20 protein-coding genes are annotated in these 23232 nt (G+C 60.3%); 9 read left to right on the top strand and 11 right to left on the bottom strand.

Annotation, left to right across the window (positions count from 1 at the left end):
* Window positions 1-138: 138 nt before the first annotated feature.
* The 5 genes from ICY20_RS00495 to murJ form a co-directional block, all read right to left on the bottom strand.
* Window positions 139-576 carry an FKBP-type peptidyl-prolyl cis-trans isomerase gene (locus ICY20_RS00495; RefSeq protein WP_194937087.1) on the bottom strand — a complete coding sequence of 146 codons (438 nt, stop codon included), beginning with the start codon at window positions 574-576 and terminating at the stop codon, window positions 139-141.
* Window positions 577-583: 7 nt separating this feature from the next.
* The gene (lspA, locus tag ICY20_RS00490) at window positions 584-1093 is read right to left on the bottom strand and encodes a signal peptidase II (protein ID WP_159958954.1); all 510 of its coding nucleotides are present in this window, start codon (window positions 1091-1093) and stop codon (window positions 584-586) included.
* On the bottom strand, window positions 1086-3917 hold the full coding sequence (gene ileS / locus ICY20_RS00485; protein ID WP_194936724.1) for an isoleucine--tRNA ligase: 2832 nt from the start codon (window positions 3915-3917) through the stop codon (window positions 1086-1088). The genes lspA and ileS overlap by 8 nt, the downstream gene beginning before the upstream one ends.
* 14 nt (window positions 3918-3931) lie before the next feature.
* On the bottom strand, window positions 3932-4870 hold the full coding sequence (gene ribF / locus ICY20_RS00480; protein WP_194936723.1) for a bifunctional riboflavin kinase/FAD synthetase: 939 nt from the start codon (window positions 4868-4870) through the stop codon (window positions 3932-3934).
* A gap of 119 nt (window positions 4871-4989) precedes the next feature.
* Window positions 4990-6528, bottom strand: a complete 1539-nt coding sequence (gene murJ / locus ICY20_RS00475; RefSeq protein ID WP_159958948.1) for a murein biosynthesis integral membrane protein MurJ — start codon at window positions 6526-6528, stop codon at window positions 4990-4992.
* Window positions 6529-6781: 253 nt separating this feature from the next.
* On the opposite strand from murJ, the gene rpsT reads away from it, so the two are divergent.
* Window positions 6782-7060: a 30S ribosomal protein S20 gene (rpsT, locus tag ICY20_RS00470; RefSeq protein ID WP_016976313.1), complete on the top strand. Its 279-nt coding sequence runs from the start codon at window positions 6782-6784 to the stop codon at window positions 7058-7060.
* A 312-nt stretch (window positions 7061-7372) separates the two neighbouring features.
* Here the strand turns inward: rpsT and ICY20_RS00465 are convergent, their stop codons facing one another.
* Window positions 7373-7858, bottom strand: a complete 486-nt coding sequence (locus tag ICY20_RS00465; protein WP_032886172.1) for an FKBP-type peptidyl-prolyl cis-trans isomerase — start codon at window positions 7856-7858, stop codon at window positions 7373-7375.
* Here ICY20_RS00465 and ICY20_RS00460 point away from each other — a divergent pair.
* The 3 genes from ICY20_RS00460 to ICY20_RS00450 all read left to right on the top strand — a co-directional run bounded on the left by ICY20_RS00460 (window position 7827) and on the right by ICY20_RS00450 (window position 11226).
* Window positions 7827-8147, top strand: a complete 321-nt coding sequence (locus ICY20_RS00460) for a DUF3565 domain-containing protein (RefSeq protein WP_407692609.1) — start codon at window positions 7827-7829, stop codon at window positions 8145-8147. The genes ICY20_RS00465 and ICY20_RS00460 overlap by 32 nt on opposite strands.
* Before the next feature lie 79 nt (window positions 8148-8226).
* Window positions 8227-10326, top strand: a complete 2100-nt coding sequence (gene pta / locus ICY20_RS00455) for a phosphate acetyltransferase (protein ID WP_159958946.1) — start codon at window positions 8227-8229, stop codon at window positions 10324-10326.
* Window positions 10327-11226: an acyltransferase gene (locus ICY20_RS00450; protein ID WP_194936722.1), complete on the top strand. Its 900-nt coding sequence runs from the start codon at window positions 10327-10329 to the stop codon at window positions 11224-11226.
* 173 nt (window positions 11227-11399) lie between these two features.
* On the opposite strand, the gene cysN is transcribed toward ICY20_RS00450, so the two are convergent.
* From cysN to ICY20_RS00435, 3 genes are all read right to left on the bottom strand, one after another.
* Window positions 11400-13298, bottom strand: coding sequence for a sulfate adenylyltransferase subunit CysN (gene cysN / locus ICY20_RS00445; protein WP_159958942.1), 1899 nt, complete (start codon window positions 13296-13298; stop codon window positions 11400-11402).
* A 9-nt stretch (window positions 13299-13307) separates the two neighbouring features.
* On the bottom strand, window positions 13308-14225 hold the full coding sequence (gene cysD, locus ICY20_RS00440) for a sulfate adenylyltransferase subunit CysD (protein ID WP_012722132.1): 918 nt from the start codon (window positions 14223-14225) through the stop codon (window positions 13308-13310).
* A gap of 244 nt (window positions 14226-14469) precedes the next feature.
* Window positions 14470-15228, bottom strand: a complete 759-nt coding sequence (locus tag ICY20_RS00435; RefSeq protein WP_159958940.1) for a Nif3-like dinuclear metal center hexameric protein — start codon at window positions 15226-15228, stop codon at window positions 14470-14472.
* A 101-nt stretch (window positions 15229-15329) separates the two neighbouring features.
* Between ICY20_RS00435 and algW the strand changes: the two genes are divergently transcribed.
* Together algW and ICY20_RS00425 are read left to right on the top strand one after the other, a co-directional pair.
* On the top strand, window positions 15330-16484 hold the full coding sequence (gene algW, locus ICY20_RS00430; protein ID WP_194936721.1) for a Do family serine endopeptidase AlgW: 1155 nt from the start codon (window positions 15330-15332) through the stop codon (window positions 16482-16484).
* A 111-nt stretch (window positions 16485-16595) separates the two neighbouring features.
* Entirely contained in the window at window positions 16596-18686 is a 2091-nt protein-coding gene (locus tag ICY20_RS00425; RefSeq protein WP_324187943.1) for a TonB-dependent siderophore receptor, read from the top strand.
* A 123-nt stretch (window positions 18687-18809) separates the two neighbouring features.
* Here ICY20_RS00425 and hemH read toward each other — a convergent pair whose 3' ends face one another.
* Together hemH and ICY20_RS00415 are read right to left on the bottom strand one after the other, a co-directional pair.
* Window positions 18810-19835, bottom strand: coding sequence for a ferrochelatase (gene hemH, locus ICY20_RS00420; RefSeq protein ID WP_159958925.1), 1026 nt, complete (start codon window positions 19833-19835; stop codon window positions 18810-18812).
* A gap of 14 nt (window positions 19836-19849) precedes the next feature.
* Window positions 19850-20749, bottom strand: a complete 900-nt coding sequence (locus tag ICY20_RS00415) for a TIGR01777 family oxidoreductase (protein WP_159958923.1) — start codon at window positions 20747-20749, stop codon at window positions 19850-19852.
* A 211-nt stretch (window positions 20750-20960) separates the two neighbouring features.
* Between ICY20_RS00415 and ICY20_RS00410 the strand changes: the two genes are divergently transcribed.
* The 3 genes from ICY20_RS00410 (at window position 20961) to ICY20_RS00400 (ending at window position 23230) form a co-directional block, all read left to right on the top strand.
* The gene (locus tag ICY20_RS00410) at window positions 20961-21947 is read left to right on the top strand and encodes an NAD(P)/FAD-dependent oxidoreductase (protein WP_194936720.1); all 987 of its coding nucleotides are present in this window, start codon (window positions 20961-20963) and stop codon (window positions 21945-21947) included.
* Complete coding sequence (locus tag ICY20_RS00405; RefSeq protein ID WP_194936719.1) at window positions 21944-22159, top strand: TIGR02450 family Trp-rich protein; 216 nt, start codon at window positions 21944-21946, stop codon at window positions 22157-22159. Before ICY20_RS00410 ends, ICY20_RS00405 begins: the two co-directional genes overlap by 4 nt.
* A gap of 111 nt (window positions 22160-22270) precedes the next feature.
* Window positions 22271-23230: a YbgA family protein gene (locus ICY20_RS00400; protein ID WP_194936718.1), complete on the top strand. Its 960-nt coding sequence runs from the start codon at window positions 22271-22273 to the stop codon at window positions 23228-23230.
* The last annotated feature ends 2 nt before the right edge of the window (window positions 23231-23232 follow it).

The raw sequence follows: 23232 nt of genomic DNA, 5'->3' as shown, positions 1-23232 counted from the left end.
GCTAACCCAACTGACAATGAAGATCAAAGGTGGGAGGGGGCTTGCCCCCGATGGCGGTGTATCAGTCAAAGATTTATCTAATGACCCACCGCTATCGGGGGCAAGCCCCCTCCCACATTTTTTAAACCGCGTCGTTAATCAGAGCGCTTTAACGTCGATGATTTCAACGTCAAAGGTCAAGGTTTTACCGGCCAACGGGTGGTTGAAGTCGATAGTCACCTGGGTGTCATCGAAGGTTTTCACCACACCAGGCAGCTCGGTATTCGCCGCATCATTGAAGATCACCAGCAAGCCTTCCGACAGGTCCATGCCTTCGAATTGCGAGCGCGGGATGATCTGCAGGTTTTGCGGGTTGGGCTGGCCGAAGGCGTTTTCCGGCAGGATCTGCAGGTTGCGCTTGTCGCCCGCCTTGAAACCGAACAGGGCCGCTTCGAAGCCTGGCAGCAGGTTGCCGTCGCCGACCTTGAAGGTGGCTGGGGCTTTGTCGAACGTGCTGTCGACCGTGTCGCCGTTCTCCAGGCGCAGTGCAAAATGCAAAGTGACTTCCGTGTTCTGGCCGATGCGTTGCTCAGCCAATACCTGATCAGTCATTGACGGTCTCTCCGGTTTTCTTGCTCTTGAACATGTCCAACGCCAGCATGATTGCACCGACGGTGATGGCGCTGTCGGCAAAGTTGAATGCCGGGAAATACCAGCGGTTCTGCCAATGCACGAGGATGAAATCGATCACATGGCCCAGGGCAATGCGATCGTACAGGTTGCCCAATGCGCCGCCCAACACTAGCGCCAAAGCGATAGCCAGCCAGGTGTCATCGCGGCCCAGGCGTTTGAGCCACACTACCAACACTGCGCTGACCACCACGGCGATCAGGGCAAACAGCCAACGCTGCCAACCGCCACTATCCGCCAGGAAACTGAAAGCGGCGCCCGTGTTGTAGGCCAAGGTCCAGCTGAAGTAATCGGGGATCACCACGATCTGCTGGAACATCTGCAGGGAGCCTTCGAAATGAGCCTTGCTGACCTGGTCAATGACCAGGACCAGCAAACTCAATACGAGCCAGCCCAGACGTCCGAAACGGCCGGCATTAGGCATAGTGGCGAACCTCGCCAGCACCGCTGATGTTGTCGACGCAACGACCGCAGATTTCCGGGTGCTCAGGGTTTACGCCGACATCTTCACGGCAGTGCCAGCAACGGGCGCACTTGGCGAAGGCCGACTTGACCACTTTGAGCTTCAGGCCCGGCACCTCGGTGGCGACCGCGTCTGCCGGAGCCTGGGCGAAAGGCGCCAGGCTCGCGGTGGAGGTGATCAGCACGAAGCGCAGTTCGTTGCTCAGCTTGGCCAGGTCGGCGGTCAGGCCTTCCTCGGCAAACAGGGTGACTTCGGCTTGCAGGTTGCCACCGACGGCCTTGGCCGCACGCTGAACTTCCAGCTCCTTGTTCACCGCAACCTTGACGGCCATTACGCCTTCCCAGTACTCGCGGCCCAGTTCGAAGTCGGCCGGCAGTTCGGTCAGGCCTTCATACCAGGTGTTGAGCATCACGGACTCGTTACGCTCGCCCGGCAGGTATTCCCACAGTTCGTCGGCGGTGAAGGCCAGGATCGGGGCGATCCAGCGCACCAGCGCTTCGGAGATGTGGAACAGCGCGGTCTGGGCCGAACGGCGGGCCTTGCTGTTGGCGCCGGTGGTGTACTGGCGGTCCTTGATGATGTCGAGGTAGAAACCACCCAACTCCTGCACGCAGAAGTTGTGGATCTTCGAGTAGACATTCCAGAAGCGGTATTCACCGTAGTTTTCCTGCAACTCGCGTTGCAGCAACAGAGTACGGTCCACGGCCCAACGGTCCAGGGCGAGCATGTCCTCGGCCGGCAGGATGTCGGTGGCCGGGTTGAAACCGGTCAGGTTCGACAGCAGGAAGCGTGCGGTATTGCGGATACGACGGTAGGCATCGGCGCTACGGGCCAGGATCTGGTCCGATACCGCGATCTCACCCGAATAGTCGGTCGACGCAACCCACAGACGCATGATGTCGGCGCCCAGGGTGTCGTTGATCTTTTTCGGCTCGATCACGTTTTTCAGCGACTTGGACATCTTGCGGCCCGTCTCATCGACGGTAAAACCGTGGGTCAGCAGTTCGCGGTACGGCGCGTGGTTGTCGATGGCGCAACCGGTCAGCAGGGACGAGTGGAACCAGCCACGGTGTTGGTCGGAGCCTTCCAGATACAGGTCAGCGCGCGGACCGGTTTCATGGCCCATCGGGTGGGAGCCACGCAGCACGTGCCAGTGGGTGGTACCCGAATCGAACCATACGTCGAGGGTGTCGCTGATCTTGTCGTACTGCGGCGCTTCATCGCCCAGCAGCTCAGCAGCGTCCAGCTTGAACCAGGCTTCGATGCCTTCCTGTTCGACGCGCAGGGCCACTTCTTCCATCAGCTCAACAGTGCGTGGGTGCAGCTCGCCGCTTTCCTTGTTCAGGAAGAACGGGATCGGCACGCCCCAGTTGCGCTGGCGGGAGATGCACCAGTCCGGGCGGTTGGCGATCATCGAGTGCAGGCGCGCCTGGCCCCAGGCCGGGACGAACTTGGTGTCTTCGATGGCTTTGATCGCGCGGTTACGCAGGGTGTCGCCCTGAGTCGGTTCTTTGTCCATGCCGATGAACCACTGCGCGGTAGCGCGGTAGATCAGCGGAGTCTTGTGGCGCCAGCAGTGCATGTAGCTGTGCTGGATGGCCGCGGTTTGCATCAGCGCACCGACTTCACGCAGCTTCTCGATGATCGGCTGGTCGGCCTTGAAGATGAACTGGCCACCGAAAAATTCCAGCGACGGCACGTAGACGCCGTTGCTTTGCACCGGATTGATGATGTCATCGTTGACCAAGCCGTACTTCTTGCAGATGACAAAGTCATCTACGCCGTAAGCAGGCGAGCAGTGAACGATACCGGTACCCGAGCCCAGTTCCACGTAGTCAGCCAGGTACACCGGCGACAGACGGTCATAGAACGGGTGACGGAAGTTGATCAGTTCCAGCGCGCTACCCGTGGTGGTCGCGATGACCGAACCCTGCAGCTCATAACGGGCCAGGCAGGCCTCAACCATCTCTTCAGCCAGCACCAGCAGGCGGTCGCCGACGTCTACCAGGGCGTAGGTGAACTCCGGGTGCACGTTCAGCGCCTGGTTGGCCGGGATGGTCCACGGGGTGGTGGTCCAGATCACGATGGCGGCAGGCTTGGCCAGCGATGCCAGGCCAAACGCCTCGGCCAGCTTGGCCTCATCGGCAATCGGGAAAGCCACGTCGATGGTCGAGGACTTTTTGTCTTCGTACTCGACTTCCGCTTCAGCCAGGGCCGAACCGCAGTCAAAGCACCAGTTCACGGGCTTGAGGCCCTTGAACACGAAACCGCCCTTGACGATCTCGGCCAAGGCGCGGATTTCACCGGCCTCGTTCTTGAAGTTCATGGTCTTGTAGGGGTTGTCCCACTCGCCCAACACGCCCAGGCGGATGAATTCGGACTTCTGCCCTTCGATCTGCTCGGTGGCGTAGGCACGGCACAGTTCGCGGGTTTTATCGGCGCCCAGGTTTTTGCCGTGGGTTACTTCGACCTTGTGCTCGATCGGCAGGCCGTGGCAGTCCCAACCCGGCACGTACGGCGCGTCGAAGCCCGACAGGGTCTTCGAGCGCAGGATCATGTCCTTGAGAATCTTGTTCAGTGCATGACCGATGTGAATCGTGCCGTTGGCATAAGGAGGGCCGTCGTGCAGGACGAATTTCGGACGATCCTTGCCAATTTCGCGCAACTTTCCGTACAGGCCAATACTGTCCCAGCGCTGCAGGATCTGCGGTTCGCGCTGTGGCAGGCCGGCCTTCATTGGGAAGGCGGTGTCCGGAAGGTTTAGCGTGGCTTTATAGTCGGTCATTTAAGGCTCTTCGGTTAGCGATGGGCGCTAGGTGCGGCTAGTGCACGGGCGGCGGCGACATCCGCATTGATCGCCGTTTTCAACGCCTCAAGCGAGGCGAAACGCTGCTCTTCACGCAGCTTCTGGTGGAAAACCACCGTCAAACGCCGGTCATACAGATCACCGGCAAAATCCAAAAGGTGAACTTCCAGGTGGGCCTTGCCATCACCTGCAACCGTGGGCCTGACGCCTATGTTGGCGACTCCTGGCCACGGCTGGCCGTCGATGTCGACACTCACCAGGTAAACCCCGGTGAGTGGCACACGACGGCGCTTGAGTTGCACGTTGGCGGTTGGCGTGCCCAATTGGCGCGCCAGCTTCTGGCCGTGCAATACCCGCCCGGCAATACGGAACGGGCGACCGAGCAACCGCTCGGCCAAGGCGAAGTCGGCAGCGGCCAGGGCGTTACGCACCTGGGTACTGCTCACGCGCAGCCCGTCCAACTCGACGGTTTGCGCGGCTTCGACGGTAAAACCCTGATTGACGCCGGCGTGTTGCAGGAAATCGAAATCGCCTACGCGGTCGCAACCAAAACGGAAGTCGTCGCCGACCTCCAGGTGCTGCACGCCCAGGCCATCCACCAGGATACGGTCGACGAACTCGGCAGCACTGAGGCTTTGCAAACGCTGGTTGAAGGCCAGGCAGAGGACGCGGTCCACACCTTCTTCGGCCAGCAGTTGCAGCTTGTCCCGCAGGCGGGCCAGGCGAGCCGGGGCCGTTTCGGGGGTAAAGTATTCCCGCGGCTGTGGCTCAAAAATCACCACACAGCTGGGCACGCCCAACTCGACCGCGCGCTCGCGCAGCCGGGCCAGGATAGCCTGGTGGCCACGGTGAACACCGTCAAAGTTGCCAATAGTGGCGACGCAGCCCCGATGCTGGGGGCGCAGGTTGTGGAGACCTCGAACCAGCTGCATAACGCGCTTCTTGCTCATAAAGTGGTCGATTATAACCACACCCGGCCCCGGACGACAGGCAACAGAACAGGCCAAATGGGTCGAATCGATAAAACAACGGTTTTATCGCGGCAAACTCTCTAGCCTATGGACTTGCGATTGAAATCCCGCAGGCGGAAGCCTTGCAGCAGCAACATCCCGAAGTACACCACCACGCCCGCCACTACCAATACACCCAGGCGCATGAAGCGCTCCAGCATATGGCCTTCATCCCAGGCGGGCATAAAGTGCATCAGGCCCAGCAATACCGCCGACATCGCCGCCACTGCCACTAATAATTTGAGGGAAAACAGGCCCCAGCCCGGCTGCGGCTGGAACATCTGCTGCTTGCGCAGTTGGTAAAACAGCAGGCCCGCATTGATGCACGCGCCCGCACTGATCGCCAGCGCCAGGCCGGCGTGGGCCAACGGGCCAATAAACACCAGGTTGAGCAGTTGCGTGACGATCAGCGTGAAGATCGCGATTTTTACCGGAGTACGGATGTTTTGCTGCGCATAGAAGCCCGGCGCCAGCACTTTGATCACGATGATGCCAAGCAAGCCGACGGAATAAGCGACCAGCGCATGCTGAGTCATCAATGCGTCATGCGCATCAAATTGGCCGTACTGGAACAGCGACACGGTCAGCGGCTCGGCCAGAATCCCCAGGGCCAGGGCGCATGGCAATACCAGCACAAAGCACAGGCGCAGGCCCCAATCGAGGATGCGCGAGTATTCCTGGCGGTCCTTGCTGGCGTAGGTACGCGCCAGGGTTGGCAGCAAAATGGTGCCCAGCGCCACGCCTAGCACGCCGGATGGCAATTCCATCAGGCGGTCGGCGTAGTACATCCACGAGACCGAGCCCGAAACCAGCAACGAGGCGAACGCCGTGTTGATAATCAGGGAAATCTGGCTCACCGACACGCCCAGGATCGCGGGCAGCATATTGCGCATCACGCGCCATACGCCGGTGTCTTTGAGGTTCAGGCGGGGCAACACGAGCATGCCGATCTTTTTCAGGTGCGGCAGTTGGTAGAGCAATTGCGCCAGGCCGCCAGCCAGCACGGCCCAACCCAGGGCCATGACGGGAGGATCGAAATACGGTGTAAGAAAAAGCGCGAAGATGATCATGCTGACGTTCAGCAGGGTCGGCACGAACGCAGGCACCGAGAAACGGTTCCACGTGTTGAGGATTGCCCCGGCCAGCGACGACAGGGAAATCAGCAATATATAAGGGAACGTCACCCGCAACAGGTCGGTGGTCAGCGCGAATTTTTCCGGCGTGTTGGCAAAACCGGGGGCCGTGGCCCAGATCACCCAGGGAGCGGCGAGCATGCCGAGGACAGTTACCAGCATCAGCACCAGGGTCAGCAGGCCCGATACGTAGGCAATGAAGGTGCGAGTCGCTTCCTCACCCTGCTGGGTCTTGTATTCGGCCAAAATCGGCACGAATGCCTGGGAAAACGCGCCTTCAGCGAAGATCCGTCGCAGCAGATTTGGCAATTTAAAGGCAATAAAGAACGCATCCGTGGCCATGCTTGCACCAAAAATGCGTGCCAACAGGGTGTCACGCACAAACCCCAAAACCCGGGAAATCATGGTGATAGAGCTGACGGCGGCCAACGATTTGAGCAGATTCATTGAAAGAGATTGCGCCTTTAGATAAACAGCAGGCGAACAAAGCGCCTACTTATGCGATACTGCGCGCCTGCAACAGCACAGAGCCAAAGCTCGCGAGTTTACAGGTCAAGCGCCGGAAATAAATCACCCGCCTCTTCAGATCGACCACTCAGCAGTTCGCATCAGCCGCCCTTGACAACCCATCAAGTCATCGGCATGATTCGCGGCCTATTTTGTTTGCTATTTCCTAAAAAGTCTTTCGAGGAGCTCGACGGTGGCCAACACACCTTCCGCCAAAAAACGTGCAAAACAGGCTGAGAAGCGTCGCAGCCACAACGCCAGCCTGCGTTCCATGGTTCGTACCTACATCAAGAATGTAGTTAAAGCCATCGACACCAAAGACGCTGAAAAAGCTCAAGCAGCTTACGTTCTGGCTGTGCCAGTTATCGACCGTATGGCCGATAAAGGCATCATCCACAAGAACAAGGCCGCTCGCCATAAGAGCCGTCTGAATGGCCACATCAAGGCTCTGAGCGTCGCTGCTGCAGCCTAAGTGGTAACAACTGGATCGCAACCCAGGTTGTGTAACAGTTAAAAAATGCCCCGTACCGAAAGGTCCGGGGCATTTTTGTTTGTGCGTCATAGCCAAGATACACAGATCAAAATGTGGGAGGGGCGGTGCGACGATTCGACTTGCCCCCGATGGCGGCAGATCAGTGAGAAATACTTTCACTGACACACCGCTATCGGGGGCAAGTCGAATCGTCGCACCGCCCCTCCCACATTTTGACCCCAGTGAATTTTCAGGCAAAAAAACGCCCCGAGCCAGTCGGGGCGTTTTGCTAGCAACCGATCAATACATCAATCAGTGCTGGTGACCGCCTTCGCCGTGAACGTGGCCGTGAGCCACTTCTTCTTGGGAAGCGTCGCGGATGGCAACGATCTTCACTTGGAAGTTCAGGCGCTGGCCAGCCAGCGGGTGGTTGCCGTCGACGGTCACGTCGTCGCCGTCCAGATCACGGATGGTCACGATCTGCATTTGGCCGTCCGGCGCGGATGCGTGGAACTGCATGCCCACTTCCAGCTCGTCAACGCCTTCGAACATGCTGCGGCTCAGGGTGCTGACCAGTTCGGCCGAGTACTCGCCGTAGGCATCTTCAGGTTCTACGGCAACGGTCAGTTCATCACCAACTGCCTTGCCTTCCAGAGCCTTTTCCAGGCCTGGGATAATGTTACCTGCGCCTTGCAGGTAGACCAGCGGCGCGCCGCCGGCGGAGCTGTCGATGACCTCACCAGCGTCGTTGGTCAGGGTATAGTCGATGGAGACAGCCTTGTTAGCGGCGATCGTCATGGGGCGAGACCTTTTGCATAAGAATGAAGAACGGACAAGTCTAAACAAGGATTTGCCCGAAAGCGAACAGAACCCGGACGGACGGGGTCGAACAAGCGACTCGACGATCACCGGTTTTCATCTGGACGACGAACAGCACTGGGTTGCCGAGCTCTCCTGCGGCCACACCCAGCATCTGCGCCACCAGCCGCCATGGCAGTCCCGCACCTGGGTGCTCGACCCCGCACAACGCCGTGAAAAAATAGGCCAGCCCTTTGCCTGCGGCTGGTGTGCGCAAGCGCTCGAATAACGCTAACCTTGGCGCCTGATTCCCGGTAGGCACTCAACCATAGAGCGCCACCGAAGCCATGCACCTCCAGAGAATTCGCATGCAGACTTTTTTTATCGCGCCCACCGATTTTGGTGTGGGTCTGACCTCCATCAGCCTCGGGCTGGTGCGCACCCTTGAGCGAGCCGGGCTGAAAGTCGGCTTCTTCAAGCCGATTGCCCAGCCACACCCAGGTGACACCGGCCCCGAACGCTCCACCGAGCTGGTGGCGCGCACCCACGGCCTCAAGCCGCCACAGCCCTTGGGCCTGGCCCACGTAGAGCGCATGCTCGGCGACGGCCAGCTCGACGAGCTGCTGGAAGAAATCATCACCCTGTATCAACAAGCCGCCGTGGGTAAGGACGTGCTGATCGTCGAAGGCATGGTGCCGACCCGCAACGCCAGCTATGCAGCCCGGGTCAACCTGCACCTGGCCAAGAGCCTGGATGCGGAAGTGATTCTGGTCTCAGCCCCGGAAAACGAAGTGCTCACTGAGCTCTCCGGCCGCGTGGAGTTGCAAGCCCAACTGTTCGGCGGCCCGAAAGACCCGAAAGTGCTCGGCGTGATCCTCAACAAAGTGCGCACCGACGAAAGCATGGATGCCTTTTCGGCACGCTTGAAAGAGCATTCGCCGCTGTTGCGCAGCGGTGATTTCCGCCTGCTGGGGTGCATTCCGTACCAACCGGAACTCAACGCCCCGCGCACCCGTGACGTCGCCGACCTGATGGGCGCGCAGATCCTCAATGCCGGCGATTACGAAACCCGGCGCATGACCAAAATCATCATCTGCGCCCGCACCATGCGCAACACCGTGGAACTGCTCAAGCCCGGCGTGCTGGTGGTGACGCCGGGCGATCGCGACGACATCATCCTCGCCGTCAGCCTGGCCGCCATCAACGGCGTGCCCCTGGCCGGCCTGTTGCTGACCAGTGACACCCTGCCCGACCCGCGCATCATGGATCTGTGCCGTGGCGCGTTCCAGGCGGGGCTGCCAGTGCTGTCGGTGAGCACCGGCTCCTACGACACCGCCAACCAGCTCAACAGCCTTAACAAAGAAATCCCCATCGACGACCGCGAGCGCGCCGAAATCATTACCGATTTTGTCGCCAGCCACCTCGACGCACGCTGGCTGCACCAACGCTGCGGCACGCCACGGGAGATGCGCCTGTCGCCGGCGGTGTTCCGCTACCAGTTGATCCAACGCGCCCAAGCGGCCAACAAGCGCATCGTCTTGCCAGAAGGCAGCGAGCCGCTGACCGTACAAGCTGCGGCCATTTGCCAGGCCCGCGGCATTGCCCGCTGCGTGTTGCTGGCAAAGCCTGAGGAAGTGGAAGCGGTCGCCCGCGCCCAGGGCATCGAATTGCCCGAAGGCCTTGAGATTCTCGACCCTGACCTGATTCGCCAACGCTACGTCGAGCCGATGGTGGCCCTGCGCAAAAGCAAAAGCCTCAACGCGCCAATGGCCGAGCAGCAACTGGAAGACACTGTGGTGATCGCCACCATGATGCTTGCGCTGGATGAAGTGGACGGCCTGGTCTCCGGCGTCATCCACTCCACCGCCAACACCATCCGCCCGGCCCTGCAGCTGATTAAAACCGCGCCGGGCTGCACGCTGGTGTCGTCGGTGTTCTTCATGCTGTTCCCCGAGCAAGTGCTGGTATACGGCGACTGCGTGATGAACCCGCACCCGAGCGCGGCGGAACTGGCGGAAATCGCTCTGCAAAGCGCCGACTCGGCCGCAGCATTCGGCATCACGCCACGAGTGGCGATGATCAGCTATTCCAGCGGCGACTCGGCCAGCGGTGAAGAAGTGGAAAAAGTCCGCGAAGCCACCCTGCTCGCCCACGAACAGCAAAGCTCGCTGCTGATCGACGGCCCACTGCAATACGACGCCGCCGCCAACGAGACCGTTGCCCGTCAACTGGCCCCCAACAGCCAGGTCGCCGGCAAGGCTACGGTATTCGTGTTCCCCGACCTCAACACCGGCAACACCACGCATAAGGCCGTGCAACGCAGCGCCGACTGCGTGAGCCTGGGGCCGATGCTCCAAGGCCTGCGCAAACCGGTCAACGACCTGCCGCGTGGCGCCCAGGTGGACGACATCGTGTACACCATCGCACTCACTGCGATCCAAGCCGCCAACCGACCGATGGATATCTAAATGCTGGCTTTTCTACCTGCCGCCGTGCGTGGCGTGATCGCATCGCTGTTGTTGGCGTTGAACACGATCCTGTTGTGTTCATTCCTGTTTATCGTGGCGTTGTTCAAGGCACTGCCGTTCGCCAAGGGTTTCAGCGAATGGCTGATGAACCACACCCATGAGGCTTGGGTAACCAACAACAAGGGCTGGATGAACCTGGTGCGCCGCACCCGTTGGCACCTGACGGGCCTGGAGGGGTTGGACTACCAACACTCGTACCTGGTGACCAGCAACCACCAAAGCTGGGTCGACATCATGGTGCTGCAATACGTGCTCAACCGCCGCATTCGCCCGCTCAAGTTCTTCCTCAAGCAGGAGCTAATCTGGGTGCCGGTGATCGGCCTGGCGTGGTGGGCGCTGGGCTTCCCGTTTATGAAGCGCTATTCCAAGGCGTACCTGGAAAAGCACCCGGAGAAGAAAGGCAAAGACCTGGAAACCACCCGCAAGACCTGTGCGAAGTTTCGCGACAACCCGGTGGGCATTTTCAACTTTGCCGAAGGCACGCGGTTTACCCCTGGCAAACATGCACAGCAGAAGTCGCCGTTCCGCTACCTACTCAAACCCAAGGCGGGTGGCATTGCGTTTGTGTTGGATGCGATGGGTGAGCAGTTGAAGTCATTGGTGAACGTGACCATCCATTATCCCGGCGGGCGCCCTGGCTATTGGGATTTGCTGTGCGGGAATGTGCAGGATGTAGTGGTGCAGTTTGAAGAGGTGCAGATCCCGGCCGAATTCATCGGCAAGAATTATGAGCAGGATGGGGAGTACCGGACGGCGTTCCAAGGTTGGATCAATAAGCTGTGGGAAGACAAGGATGCACTGCTAGACAAGCTGCACACCGAATTTCCAGACAAAAAGTGATCAAACTGTGGGAGCTGGCTTGCCTGCGATAGCGGTGGGTCAGCTACACATGTATCAACTGGCAGGCAGCTATCGCAGGCAAGCCAGCTCCCACATTGACCGAGTCCGGTCTTGAGGAAGTAAAAAAGCCCGCCACCGAGTGATCGGTGGCGGGCTTTTTTTGGCGGCGAGGGTTAGATCGCGCCGCGCTGACGCAACAGCTCCAGCACTTGCTTGACGCTCTCTTCCAGCGACAACGCCTGGGTGTCGATCACCAGATCGGCATTCAGCGGCACGTCGTACGGGAAGGATTCGCCAGGGATGTTATCCCCACCAGCCGCATACAGACCTTGCGGATCACGCTCGGCGCACACCAACGGCGACGCTTGCACGTAAACGGTCAGCAGACGGTCACCGCCGATCAACGCCTTGGCCTGTTCACGGCCTTCGGCATCCGGTGCGACAAACGCTGCCAGGGTCAGCAGGCCCGCTTCGTTGAACTGGCGCGCCACGTGGGCGGCACGACGCCAGTTCTCGGTGCGACCGGCACGGTCTTGCGGCAAGCCCTTGTTCAGGTCGTGACGCAGGTTCTGGCCGTCCAGTACGAACACCGCACGGCCCAGGTCGAACAGCTTGCGCTCAACCGCGTAGGCCAAGGTGCTCTTGCCAGCGCCCGACAGGCCGCTGAACAGCACGGTGGCCGGTTGCTGGCCGAAGCGCTGGGCACGTTCTTCGGTGGCCACATGAGCCAACTTGCCGTGCTGCGCCGAGCTGCCGTGGGTAACCGGCGGCGCGATGATCATGCCCGCAGCCACGGTGCCGTTGGTCAAGCGGTCGATGACGATGAACGCACCGGTGGTGCGGTTGCTGTCGTAACCGTCCAGGGCGATGGCGGCGTCGAGGCTGACCTTGACGCGGCCAATCTCGTTCAATTGCAGCGAACTTGCCGGGCCTTCGGCCAGGGTGTTCACGTCCACACGGTGCACGATGCTGGTGATGGAACCCGGCACGTAGCTGGTGGCGCGCTTGATGTCGTATTTCTTGCCCGGCAGCATCGGCTCTTCGGCCATCCACACCAGCATGGCGTCGAAGGCGTCGGTCACTTGCGGCACGTTGTCGGCATGCACCAACAGGTCGCCACGGGAGATGTCGATCTCGTCTTCCATGGTCAGCGTCACAGCCTGGCCTGGGCCGGCGTGCTCCAGCTCACCTTCGAAGGTGACGATGGATTTGACGCGGCTGCTCTTGCCCGACGGCAACACCACGACTTCGTCGCCCTTGTGCACGATGCCGCTGGCCAGGGTGCCGGCGAAACCACGGAAGTTCAGGTTCGGACGGTTGACGTATTGCACCGGGAAACGCAGATCGGTGTAGTTGCGGTCGTTGGCGATCTCGACGGTTTCGAGGATCTCCATCAGCGACTGGCCGGTGTACCAAGGCGAGCGCTCGCTCTTGTTCACCACGTTGTCGCCCTTGAGCGCCGACATCGGCACGAACGCCATGGTGCTCGGCTTGAACGCGATGCCTTCGGCGAACTTCAGGTAATCGGCCTTGATCGACTCGAATACGCTTTGGTCAAAGCCGTTGATGTCCATCTTGTTGACGGCAATCACGATGTGCTTGATGCCCAGCAACGAGGCGATGTAGCTGTGGCGACGGGTCTGGGTCTGCACGCCGTAGCGGGCGTCGATCAGGATGATCGCCAGGTCACAGGTGGACGCACCGGTGGCCATGTTGCGGGTGTACTGCTCATGGCCTGGGGTATCGGCGATGATGAATTTACGCTTGGCGGTAGAGAAATAGCGATAAGCGACATCGATGGTGATGCCCTGCTCACGTTCGGCCTGCAAGCCGTCGACCAGCAACGCCAGGTCGATATCGTCACCGGTAGTGCCGGATTTTTTCGAATCGCGGGTAATGGCTTCCAGATGATCTTCGTAGATCATCTTGGAGTCGTGCAGCAGGCGCCCGATCAGGGTGCTCTTGCCGTCGTCGACGTTGCCGCAGGTCAGGAAGCGCAACATCTCTTTGCGCTCGTGCTGGCCCAGGTAGGCGAGGATGTCCTCGCTGATCAAATCAGATTGATGCGACATGACAGCCCCTTAGAAATAGCCTTGACGTTTTTTATCTTCCATCGAGCCTGCGCCATCGTGGTCGATGACACGGCCCTGGCGCTCGGAAGTTCGCGTCAGGAGCATTTCCTGAATGATGTCCGTCAGCGTCTCGGCTTCGGACTCCACCGCGCCCGTCAACGGGTAGCAGCCAAGGGTACGGAAACGTACTTTCTTTTTGACGATTCGGGCTTTGTCTTCGTCAGACAAGTGCTCAAGGATGCGGTCGTCGTCGATCATGATCAACGTGCCGTTCTTCTCGATCACGTCGCGCTCGGCGGCGAAGTACAGCGGCACAATCGGGATGCCTTCGAGGTAGATGTACTGCCAGATGTCCAGCTCGGTCCAGTTGGACAGCGGGAACACACGGATGGACTCACCCTTGTTGACGTTGCCGTTGTAGACGTTCCACAGCTCCGGGCGCTGGTTCTTCGGGTCCCAGCGGTGTTTGCTGTCGCGGAACGAGTACACGCGCTCTTTGGCACGGGATTTCTCTTCATCGCGACGGGCACCGCCGAATGCTGCGTCGAAACCATGCTTATCGAGGGCTTGCTTGAGGCCTTCGGTCTTCATGATATCGGTGTGCTTGGCGCTGCCGTGGGTGAACGGGTTGATGCCCTGCGCTACCCCATCAGGGTTGACGTGGGTGATCAGGTCCAGGCCCAGTTCTTCGACCATTTTGTCGCGGAACGTGTACATCTCCTGGAATTTCCAGCGGGTGTCGACGTGCATCACCGGGAACGGCAGTTTGCCCGGAAAGAAGGCCTTGCGTGCCAGATGCAGCATCACGGCGGAGTCTTTACCGATCGAGTAGAGCATCACCGGGTTGTCGAACTCGGCGGCGACCTCGCGGATGATGTGGATGCTTTCCGCCTCCAGCTGTTTCAGATGCGTCAGTTTGTCGACCATGGTTACTCACGGAAAAACGATCTTATGGACGGCCTTCGGGCCGTGTTCGAGCGGGGCATGCTAGCACAGCACCTGCTTCTATTCAGGGAGCGGGCTAGATCGAAACGGTATATGAATATGCCCCCAAGTTTGGGCTTTCTGTGGGAGCTGGCTTGTCTGCGATGCAGGCACCTCGGTCTTTCAGTGATACCGAGGTGATGCTATCGCAGGCAAGCCAGCTCCCACATTTGCTCTGCGGTGTTGGTTAGATCGGGTTGGGGCAGTCGATGAACAGGTGTTCCAATGCAAAGCGCCGCGCCAGGTAATCGCCCAAGGCCTGCACGCCATAGCGCTCAGTGGCATGGTGGCCGGCGGCGATGAAGCTGATGTCGTTTTCCCGCGCACTGTGGAACGTTTGCTCGGAGGCTTCTCCACTGAGGAACAGATCAACCCCGGCCGCAACCCCATCGTCGATATAACCCTGGCCACCGCCGGTGCACCAGCCGACGCGGCGGATCATCCCGCTGCCTTCGATCAACAGCGGCTCACGGCCCATGACTTCCTGCACGCGGCGGGCAAAGTCGCGAGGCGACAGAGGCTCGGCGAGGGAGCCGACCAGGCCGACGACCTTGGGGTTGCTCGGGTCGAGCGGGCCTTCGACGGTGATGTCCAGTTGGCGGGCGAGTTGCACGTTGTTGCCCACATCGGGATGCAGGTCCAGCGGCAGGTGGTAGGCCAGCAAGCTGATGTCGTGCTTGAGCAGGGTTTTGAGGCGACGCTGCTTCATGCCGGTGACGCAGGGGTTTTCCCCCTTCCAGAAATAGCCGTGGTGCACCAGGATCAAATCCGCCTGGGCTTCGACAGCCGCGTCCAGCAGGGCTTGGCTTGCAGTGACGCCGCTGACGATGCGCATCACCTGCGGGCGCCCCTCCACTTGCAGGCCATTGGGGCAGTAATCGGCAATTTTAGCGCTGTTCAAGTAGCGGTCAGCTTCGTCGACTAATGTGCTCAGGGCAACGGCCATAAAAGACTCCTAAATATCCCGTTCGAGGCGCTCGCAGCCTCGTATAATGCGCGACATTATGGGCGCTCTCCCGCCCCCTGCAACCTGTCAGGACTTACTTGATGCTCAAGGCGCTGCGTTTTTTTGGATGGCCATTGTTGGCTGGCGTGCTGATCGCGATGTTGATCATTCAACGTTTCCCCCAGTTGGTGGGCCTACCGAGCCTGGATGTGAACATGCAGCAGGCCCCGCAAACCAACGCGGTGGTGCAAGGGCCGGTGACCTATGCCGATGCCGTGGTGATTGCCGCGCCGGCCGTGGTCAACCTGTACACCACCAAGGTCATCAACAAACCGGCGCACCCGCTGTTTGAAGACCCGCAGTTTCGCCGTTACTTCGGCGACAACGGGCCCAAGCAGCGGCGCATGGAATCCAGCCTGGGTTCGGGCGTGATCATGAGCCCGGAAGGCTACATCCTCACCAACAACCACGTGACCACCGGCGCCGACCAAATTGTGGTGGCCTTGCGTGATGGCCGTGAAACCTTGGCTCGTGTGGTCGGCAGCGACCCGGAAACCGACCTCGCGGTATTGAAGATCGACCTCAAGAGCCTGCCCTCCATCACCCTCGGCCGCTCCGACGGCCTGCGGGTAGGTGACGTGGCGCTGGCCATCGGCAACCCTTTTGGGGTCGGCCAGACGGTGACCATGGGCATCATCAGCGCCACCGGGCGCAACCAGTTGGGGCTCAACAGCTACGAAGACTTCATCCAGACCGACGCAGCGATCAACCCGGGCAACTCTGGTGGGGCGCTGGTGGATGCCAATGGCAACCTGACGGGCATCAACACGGCGATTTTCTCCAAATCCGGCGGCTCCCAAGGCATCGGTTTTGCGATCCCGGTGAAGCTGGCGACGGAAGTGATGAAGTCGATCATCGAACACGGCCAAGTGATTCGCGGCTGGCTGGGGATTGAAGTGCAGCCGCTGACCAAAGACCTGGCCGAGTCGTTTGGCCTGACCGGGCGCCCAGGCATTGTGGTCGCCGGCATCTTCCGTGACGGCCCGGCGCAGAAAGCGGGCCTGCAACTGGGCGACGTGATCCTGAGCATCGACGGTGAACCCGCGGGCGATGGCCGCAAGTCGATGAACCAGGTAGCGCGCATCAAGCCGACCGACAAGGTGACGATCCTGGTGATGCGCAACGGCAAAGAGATCAAGCTCTCAGCAGAAATCGGCCTGCGCCCGCCACCTGCGCCGGTGAAAGAAGAGGAATAAGCGCCCTCGCCCAGGTGTCCGCTCATGGACACCTGTTTATATATATTTCAGAGCGATCCATTCTCATTCGGCATGTTATATTGTTTCAATATCGATTTGGAACAATATAACATGCCGTCTCGAAGAATTGCCCCCATGGCTGGCCTGGCCCTGGGGTTGTTGCTCGACCCCGCCTTCGCCGAAGATAATACCGTAGAGCTGGAGACCATCAGCGTCACCACCGACGCCTATGAGTCCGCCACCAGCCCGGTCACCGGCTACCGCGCCACGCGCTCCGCCAGCGCGACCAAGACTGACACCGCACTGCGTGATATCCCACAGTCCATCAGCGTGATCCCCGCCACCGTCCTCAAGGACCTGGGCAGCACCAACGTGGAACGTGCCCTGGAATTTGCTGGCGGCGTGTCCAAGCAAAACAACTTCGGCGGCCTCACCCTGTATGAATACAGCGTGCGTGGGTTCACAACGTCAGAGTTTTATCAGGACGGTTTCAGCGCCAATCGCGGCTACCCGAGCACGCCGGACGCGGCCAACATTGAACGCATCGAAGTGCTCAAGGGCCCCGCCGCCAGCCTGTATGGCCGTGGTGACCCCGGCGGCACCGTCAACATCGTCACCAAGAAGCCACAACCCGAAGCTTTCACCACCCTGCAAACCAGCGCTGGCAGTTGGGACCGCTATCGCACCGCCCTCGACGTCAACACCCCGCTGGACAGCGACGGCTACGTGCTGTCGCGGGTCAACCTGGCGGTGGAAGACAACCACAGTTTCCGCGATCACGTGCAGAGCAAACGCGTGTTCGTCGCGCCTTCGTTCAGCTGGCAGTTGAACCCGGACACCAGCCTGCTGGTGGAAAGCGAATTCGTGCGCCACAGCTCCACCTTCGACCGTGGCATCGTCGACGCGCCCGGCGTCTCGCGCTCAACCTTCCTCGGCGAGCCCAACGACGGCGATATCGACAACCACAACAATCGCATCCAAGCCACCCTCGAACATCACCTCAACGACGCCTGGAAACTGCGCCTGGCCAGCCACTACAAACAAGGCAGCCTGTGGGGCGACGCCTCGGAAAACCGTGCACTGAACGCCGACGGCCACACCCTCAACCGCCGCTACCGCGAACGCTCCGTGGGTTGGCATGACAGCATCACCCAGTTTGAACTGCGCGGCCTGTTCGACATTGGCAGCTGGCAGCATGAACTGCTGATCGGCACCGAATACGAGGACTACCGCAAGAAAGAACGCGTGACCGCCATCGCCGGCCCCTACGCCATCGACCTCTACAACCCGGTCTACGGCCAACCCAAACCCAACGGCCTGCGCAGCGGCACCGACTTTTTCGAGCAAACCAAAAGCCACGCGTTGAACCTGCAAGACCAGATCGTCTTCACCGACCGTCTGCGCGGCATGATCGGCGCGCGCTTTGAACATTTCGACCAGAGCATCGAGGACTTCACCGGTGCGCCCAAGAGCCACCAGACTCACGACGCCTTTACCCAACGCGCCGGCCTGCTCTACCAGCTCACCCCAGAAATCGGCGTGTTCGCCAACGCCTCCACTTCGTTCAAACCCAACAGCGGGCAGGACGCCAACCGCAAAACCTTCAAGCCGGAAGAAGGCGTGGGCTATGAAGTGGGTGTCAAGACCGAGCTGTTCGACGAACGCCTAAGCGCCACCATTGCCGCGTTCCATATCGAAAAAGAAAACGTCCTCACCCTCGACCCGGCCACCAACCTCAACCGTGCGGTGGGCAAGGCCCGCAGTCAGGGTGTAGACCTGCAATTGAGCGGGCAAGTGACAGATGCCGTGCGGGTGATTGGTGCCTTTGCCTACATTGACGCCGAAGTGACCAAGGGTGATGAAACCATCCCCGCCGGCAGCCGAATTCTGGGTGTGGCCAAGCGCAGTGGCAGTCTGTTAGGGGTGTATGAGTTTCAGGATGGGATGTTGCGTGGTTCCGACCTGGGGGCGGCGTTCACGTATGTAGGCGATCGTTCGGGTGAGGCGGGCAAAAGCTTTGAGCTACCGGCGTACCACACGGTGGATTTGCTGGCGCATTACAAGGCCACGGAGAATGTCACCGTGGGCCTGAACCTCAATAACCTGTTTGATGAGAAGTACTACGAGCGGTCTTACAGCAATTATTGGGTGAACCCCGGTGAGCCGCGCAACCTCACGGTCAGCCTGACCCTAAACTTGTAACGCGGTTAAAAATGTGGGAGCGGGCTTGCTCGCGAATGCGTCGGGTCAGTCAAAATACCTGTGACTGATACACCGCATTCGCGAGCAAGCCCGCTCCCACATTTTGATCTTCACTTGGCTAGATTACAGCGTCGCTGGCGCCCGTTCGCACAAGGTATTAAGCGCCACCGCCCATTGCGGGTCATCATTCAAACACGGCACCAACACCAACTCCTCGCCCCCCGCTTCGCGGAACTGCTCCAGCCCGCGATCGCCGATCTCTTCGAGCGTCTCAATGCAATCGGCCACAAACGCCGGGCACATCACCAGCAGCTTTTTCACGCCTTGCTGGGCCAGGGCCTCCAGGCGCGCTTCGGTATAGGGTTCGATCCACTTCGCTCGGCCCAGGCGTGACTGGAACGCCACCGACCATTTGCCGTCCGGCAAGCCCAAACGCTCGGCAAAGTCGCGGGCAACGCTGTAGCACTGCGCGCGGTAGCACGTCTTGAGCACTTCGGCCGATGCGTTCTTGCAGCAGTCAGCGTCCTTGAAGCAATGCTGGCCGGTGGGGTCGAGCTTGGTCAGGTGACGCTCGGGCAAGCCGTGGAAACTCAGCAGCAAGTGATCGTAATCCTGCTCCACGTACTGCCGTGCACTGGTTACCAACGCGTCGAGGTACTCGGGCTGATCAAAGAACGGTTGCAGGATCGAGAACTGCACATCGAGCTTTTTATCGCGCACCACGCGCTTGGCTTCTTCGATCACCGTGGTCACGGTGCTGTCGGCGAACTGCGGGTACAGCGGTGCCAGGGTCACTTTGCGAATGCCTTGCGCGGCGAGACGGGTTAGCACGGTTTCGATAGACGGCTCGCCGTAGCGCATCGCCAGCTCCACCGGGCCTTGGGTCCACTGCGTGGTCATCTGCTGTTGCAGGCGACGGCTGAGCACCACCAGCGGCGAGCCCTCATCCCACCAGATGGACGCGTAGGCATGCGCCGACTGCTCGGGGCGCTTGATCAGGATCAGCGACACCAACAAGCGCCGCACCGGCCACGGCAGGTCGATCACATAAGGGTCCATCAGAAACTGATTGAGGTAGCTGCGCACATCGGCCACCGAAGTGGACGCCGGTGAACCCAGGTTGACCAGTAACAACGCGTGATCCGTCATGCAACATCCTATCTCTAGAGGCGGCTGGACAAGTCGTCCAGAGCCGCACGCAACTCAGTGAACTGAAAAGTGAAACCGGCGGCCAGCAAGCGCTCGGGCAATGCCTTCTGCCCGCCCAACAACAGGCCGGACAACTCGCCCAGGCCCACCTTCAACGCGAAGGCCGGCATCGGCATGAACGCCGGACGGTGCAGCACCTGGCCGAGCGTCTTGGCAAACTCGCGGTTACGTACCGGGTGTGGCGCGCAGGCATTATAAGGACCACTGGCGTCAGGCTTGTGCAGAAGAAAATCAATCAGGGCGATTTGATCCTTGATATGCACCCACGGCATCCACTGGCGACCATTGCCGATAGGCCCGCCCAGCGCCAGTTTGAACGGCAACAACAGCCGCGACAAAAAGCCGCCCTCAGCCGCGAGCACAAGGCCGGTACGCACCAATACCACGCGGATGCCCAAGGCTTCGGCGCGTTGGGCGGTTTCTTCCCAGGCAATACAGAGCTGGCTGGGGAAGTCGTCTTGCACCGGGCCGCTGGCCTCGGTCAATTCGCGCTCGCCGCCGTCGCCGTACCACCCCACGGCCGAACCGGAAACCAGCACCGCCGGTTTTTGCTCAAGGCCTTCGAGCCACGCCAGCAAGGTTTCAGTGAGGCCGATGCGGCTGCTCCACAGCAAGGCTTTACGCTTGTGGGTCCAGGGCCGGTCTGCAATGGGCGCGCCGGCCAGGTTAACGACTGCGTCCACCGGGCCGATAACCTGTTGTAAGCGGTCGACTCCCGACACCTGAGCGCCGCATACCTTGGCGACCTGTTCCGGGTGGCGACTCCACACCGTCAGGCGATGGCCCTGCGCGAGCCAGTGTTGGCACAGTTGACGGCCGATCAACCCCGTACCGCCGGTCAGCAAAATATGCATGGGACGCTCCTCATGTAACGTTCGCCGCCGATCACTGGTCTATTTTATAAGCAGGGATCATTGGTACCCGGGCGTAACGTTGGTTTAAGCCTCAGCTTTAACCATAGGCTACGCCGTTAGAACAGGAACGCCAAAAGTTATACCAAAAAACAATATTGTACAGCTATTGGTGTCGGCGTAGTCTGTGCACACAGGTAAAACGAGGCCCCCCATGACTGTTCCCATCGCGATCATTGGCACCGGCATCGCCGGTCTCTCCGCCGCCCGAGCGTTACAAGACGCGGGGCACGTTGTACAACTCTTCGATAAAAGCCGCGGCAGTGGTGGCCGCATGTCCAGCAAGCGCAGCGACGCCGGCGCACTGGACATGGGCGCGCAATACTTCACCGCCCGCGACCGGCGCTTCGTCAACGAAGTGCAGCGTTGGCAAAGCAACGGTTGGGCCGAACAGTGGAAGCCCCAGCTGTACAACTTCAAGTCCGGCCAACTGACCCCCTCCCCCGATGAACAGATCCGCTGGGTCGGCACGCCGCGCATGAGCGCCATCACCCGCGCCCTGCTCGATGATCTGCCGGTGGCGTTCGGTTGCCGTATTACTGAAGTGTTCCAAGGCACCCAACATTGGAACCTGCTGGACGCCGACGGCGAAAGCCATGGCCCGTTCAGCCACGTCGTCATTGCCACTCCCGCGCCACAAGCTACCGCCCTGCTGGCCGCCGCGCCCAAGCTGGCAAGTGCCGCCGCCGGCGTGAAAATGGACCCGACGTGGGCCGTCGCCCTGGCCTTCGACAAACCGCTGGATACGCCCATGGAAGGCTGCTTCGTGCAAGACAGCCCCCTCGACTGGCTGGCGCGCAACCGCAGTAAACCTGGACGCGACGCCCTACAAGACACCTGGGTGCTACACGCCACCAGCGCCTGGAGCAAGGCCCACCTCGACCTGCCCAAGGAAGCCGTGATCGAACATCTGCACGGCGCGTTCGCCGAACTGCTGCACAGCGCCATGCCCGCGCCGTCCTTCAGCCTGGCGCACCGCTGGCTCTACGCACGGCCGTCCAACAGCCACGAATTCGGCGTGCTGGCCGACGCCGACCTGGGCCTGTACGTGTGCGGCGACTGGTGCCTGTCAGGGCGCGTGGAAGGTGCCTGGCTCAGCGGTCAAGAAGCCGCGCGGCGCTTGATCGAGCACCTGCAATGAACCGCATCAACCCCGCCAAATTGCTGCTGTCGAAGTGGACAGCAGCACGCCCTCAAAACAAGGAAAAGCACTTCCTGGTCACCGAGCTGTTTCGTGATGAAGAAGGCACCGTACTGGAAATCGAGCTGCAAGCCGTCATGACCCGGCGCGCCGAACGCCTCGGCTGGCAAACCCTGCAAAACGCCGATAACTGGAAAATCGGCTGGCAATAGCCACTGCAAAATACTTGTACAAATAATTTGACTTGTACAGCATCGAACCTATGATGAGATTTAGTTGTACAAGATCACTATCTTGTACAGGAATCTTGCAGAGGTTCGCCCATGTCCAACACCCGCAAACCGAAGATCGCCATCAGCGCCTGCCTGTTGGGCGAGAACGTGCGCTTCAACGGCGGACATAAACAATCCCTGCTGTGCAGCCAAACCCTCGCCGATTACTTCGACTTTGTGCCACTGTGCCCCGAGGTCGCCATCGGCCTAGGCATTCCTCGTGAACCGATTCGCCTGGTGGGTGACCCCGCCCACCCGCAGGCGGTCGGCACCGTGCACCGCGAACTCAACGTGACCCAACCGTTGGACGACTACGGTCAGCAAATGGCCGCAGAGCACACCGATCTGTGCGGTTACATCTTTATGCAAAAGTCGCCCTCTTGCGGCCTGGAACGGGTCAAGGTCTACCGCGACAACGGTACGCCAGTGGACGGTGGCGGGCGGGGTATCTACGCCCAGGCGTTCTGCTCACGTCACCCCAATTTGCCGGTGGAAGAAGACGGCCGGCTGAATGACCCGGTGCTACGGGAAAACTTCCTCACCCGCGTGTTTGTTTATGCCAGCTGGCAACAACTGCTCGCCGAAGGCCTGACCCGCCACCGCCTGCTGGCCTTTCACTCACGCTACAAATACCTGCTGATGGCCCACAGTCCAGCGCACTACAAAAGCCTCGGGCAGCTGTTGGGCAGCATGAGCAAGGGCACCCAACTCGACGAACTCGCCGCCTGCTATTTCAGCGACTTGATGACTGGCCTGACGCAATGCGCCACCCGTGGCACCCACACCAATGTGCTGCAACACATCAGCGGCTACCTCAAGCAGGTCATCAGCGCCGATGACAAACAGGAAATGCAGACTGTCATCGGCCAATACCGCCACGGTGTCGTACCTCTCGTAGTGCCGCTGACCTTGCTCAAACACCACTTTCGTCAACACCCGGACCGCTACATCGCGCAGCAGGCCTACCTGCAGCCGCACCCGGAAAACCTCAGCCTGCGAAATGCGATCTAGAT

The organism is Pseudomonas pisciculturae, from assembly GCF_015461805.1.
In the GTDB taxonomy this organism is placed as follows: Bacteria; Pseudomonadota; Gammaproteobacteria; order Pseudomonadales; family Pseudomonadaceae; genus Aquipseudomonas; species Aquipseudomonas pisciculturae.
The sequence above is the reverse complement of the archived record's forward strand: the minus strand, read 5'-3'. Positions and strand labels throughout refer to the sequence as shown.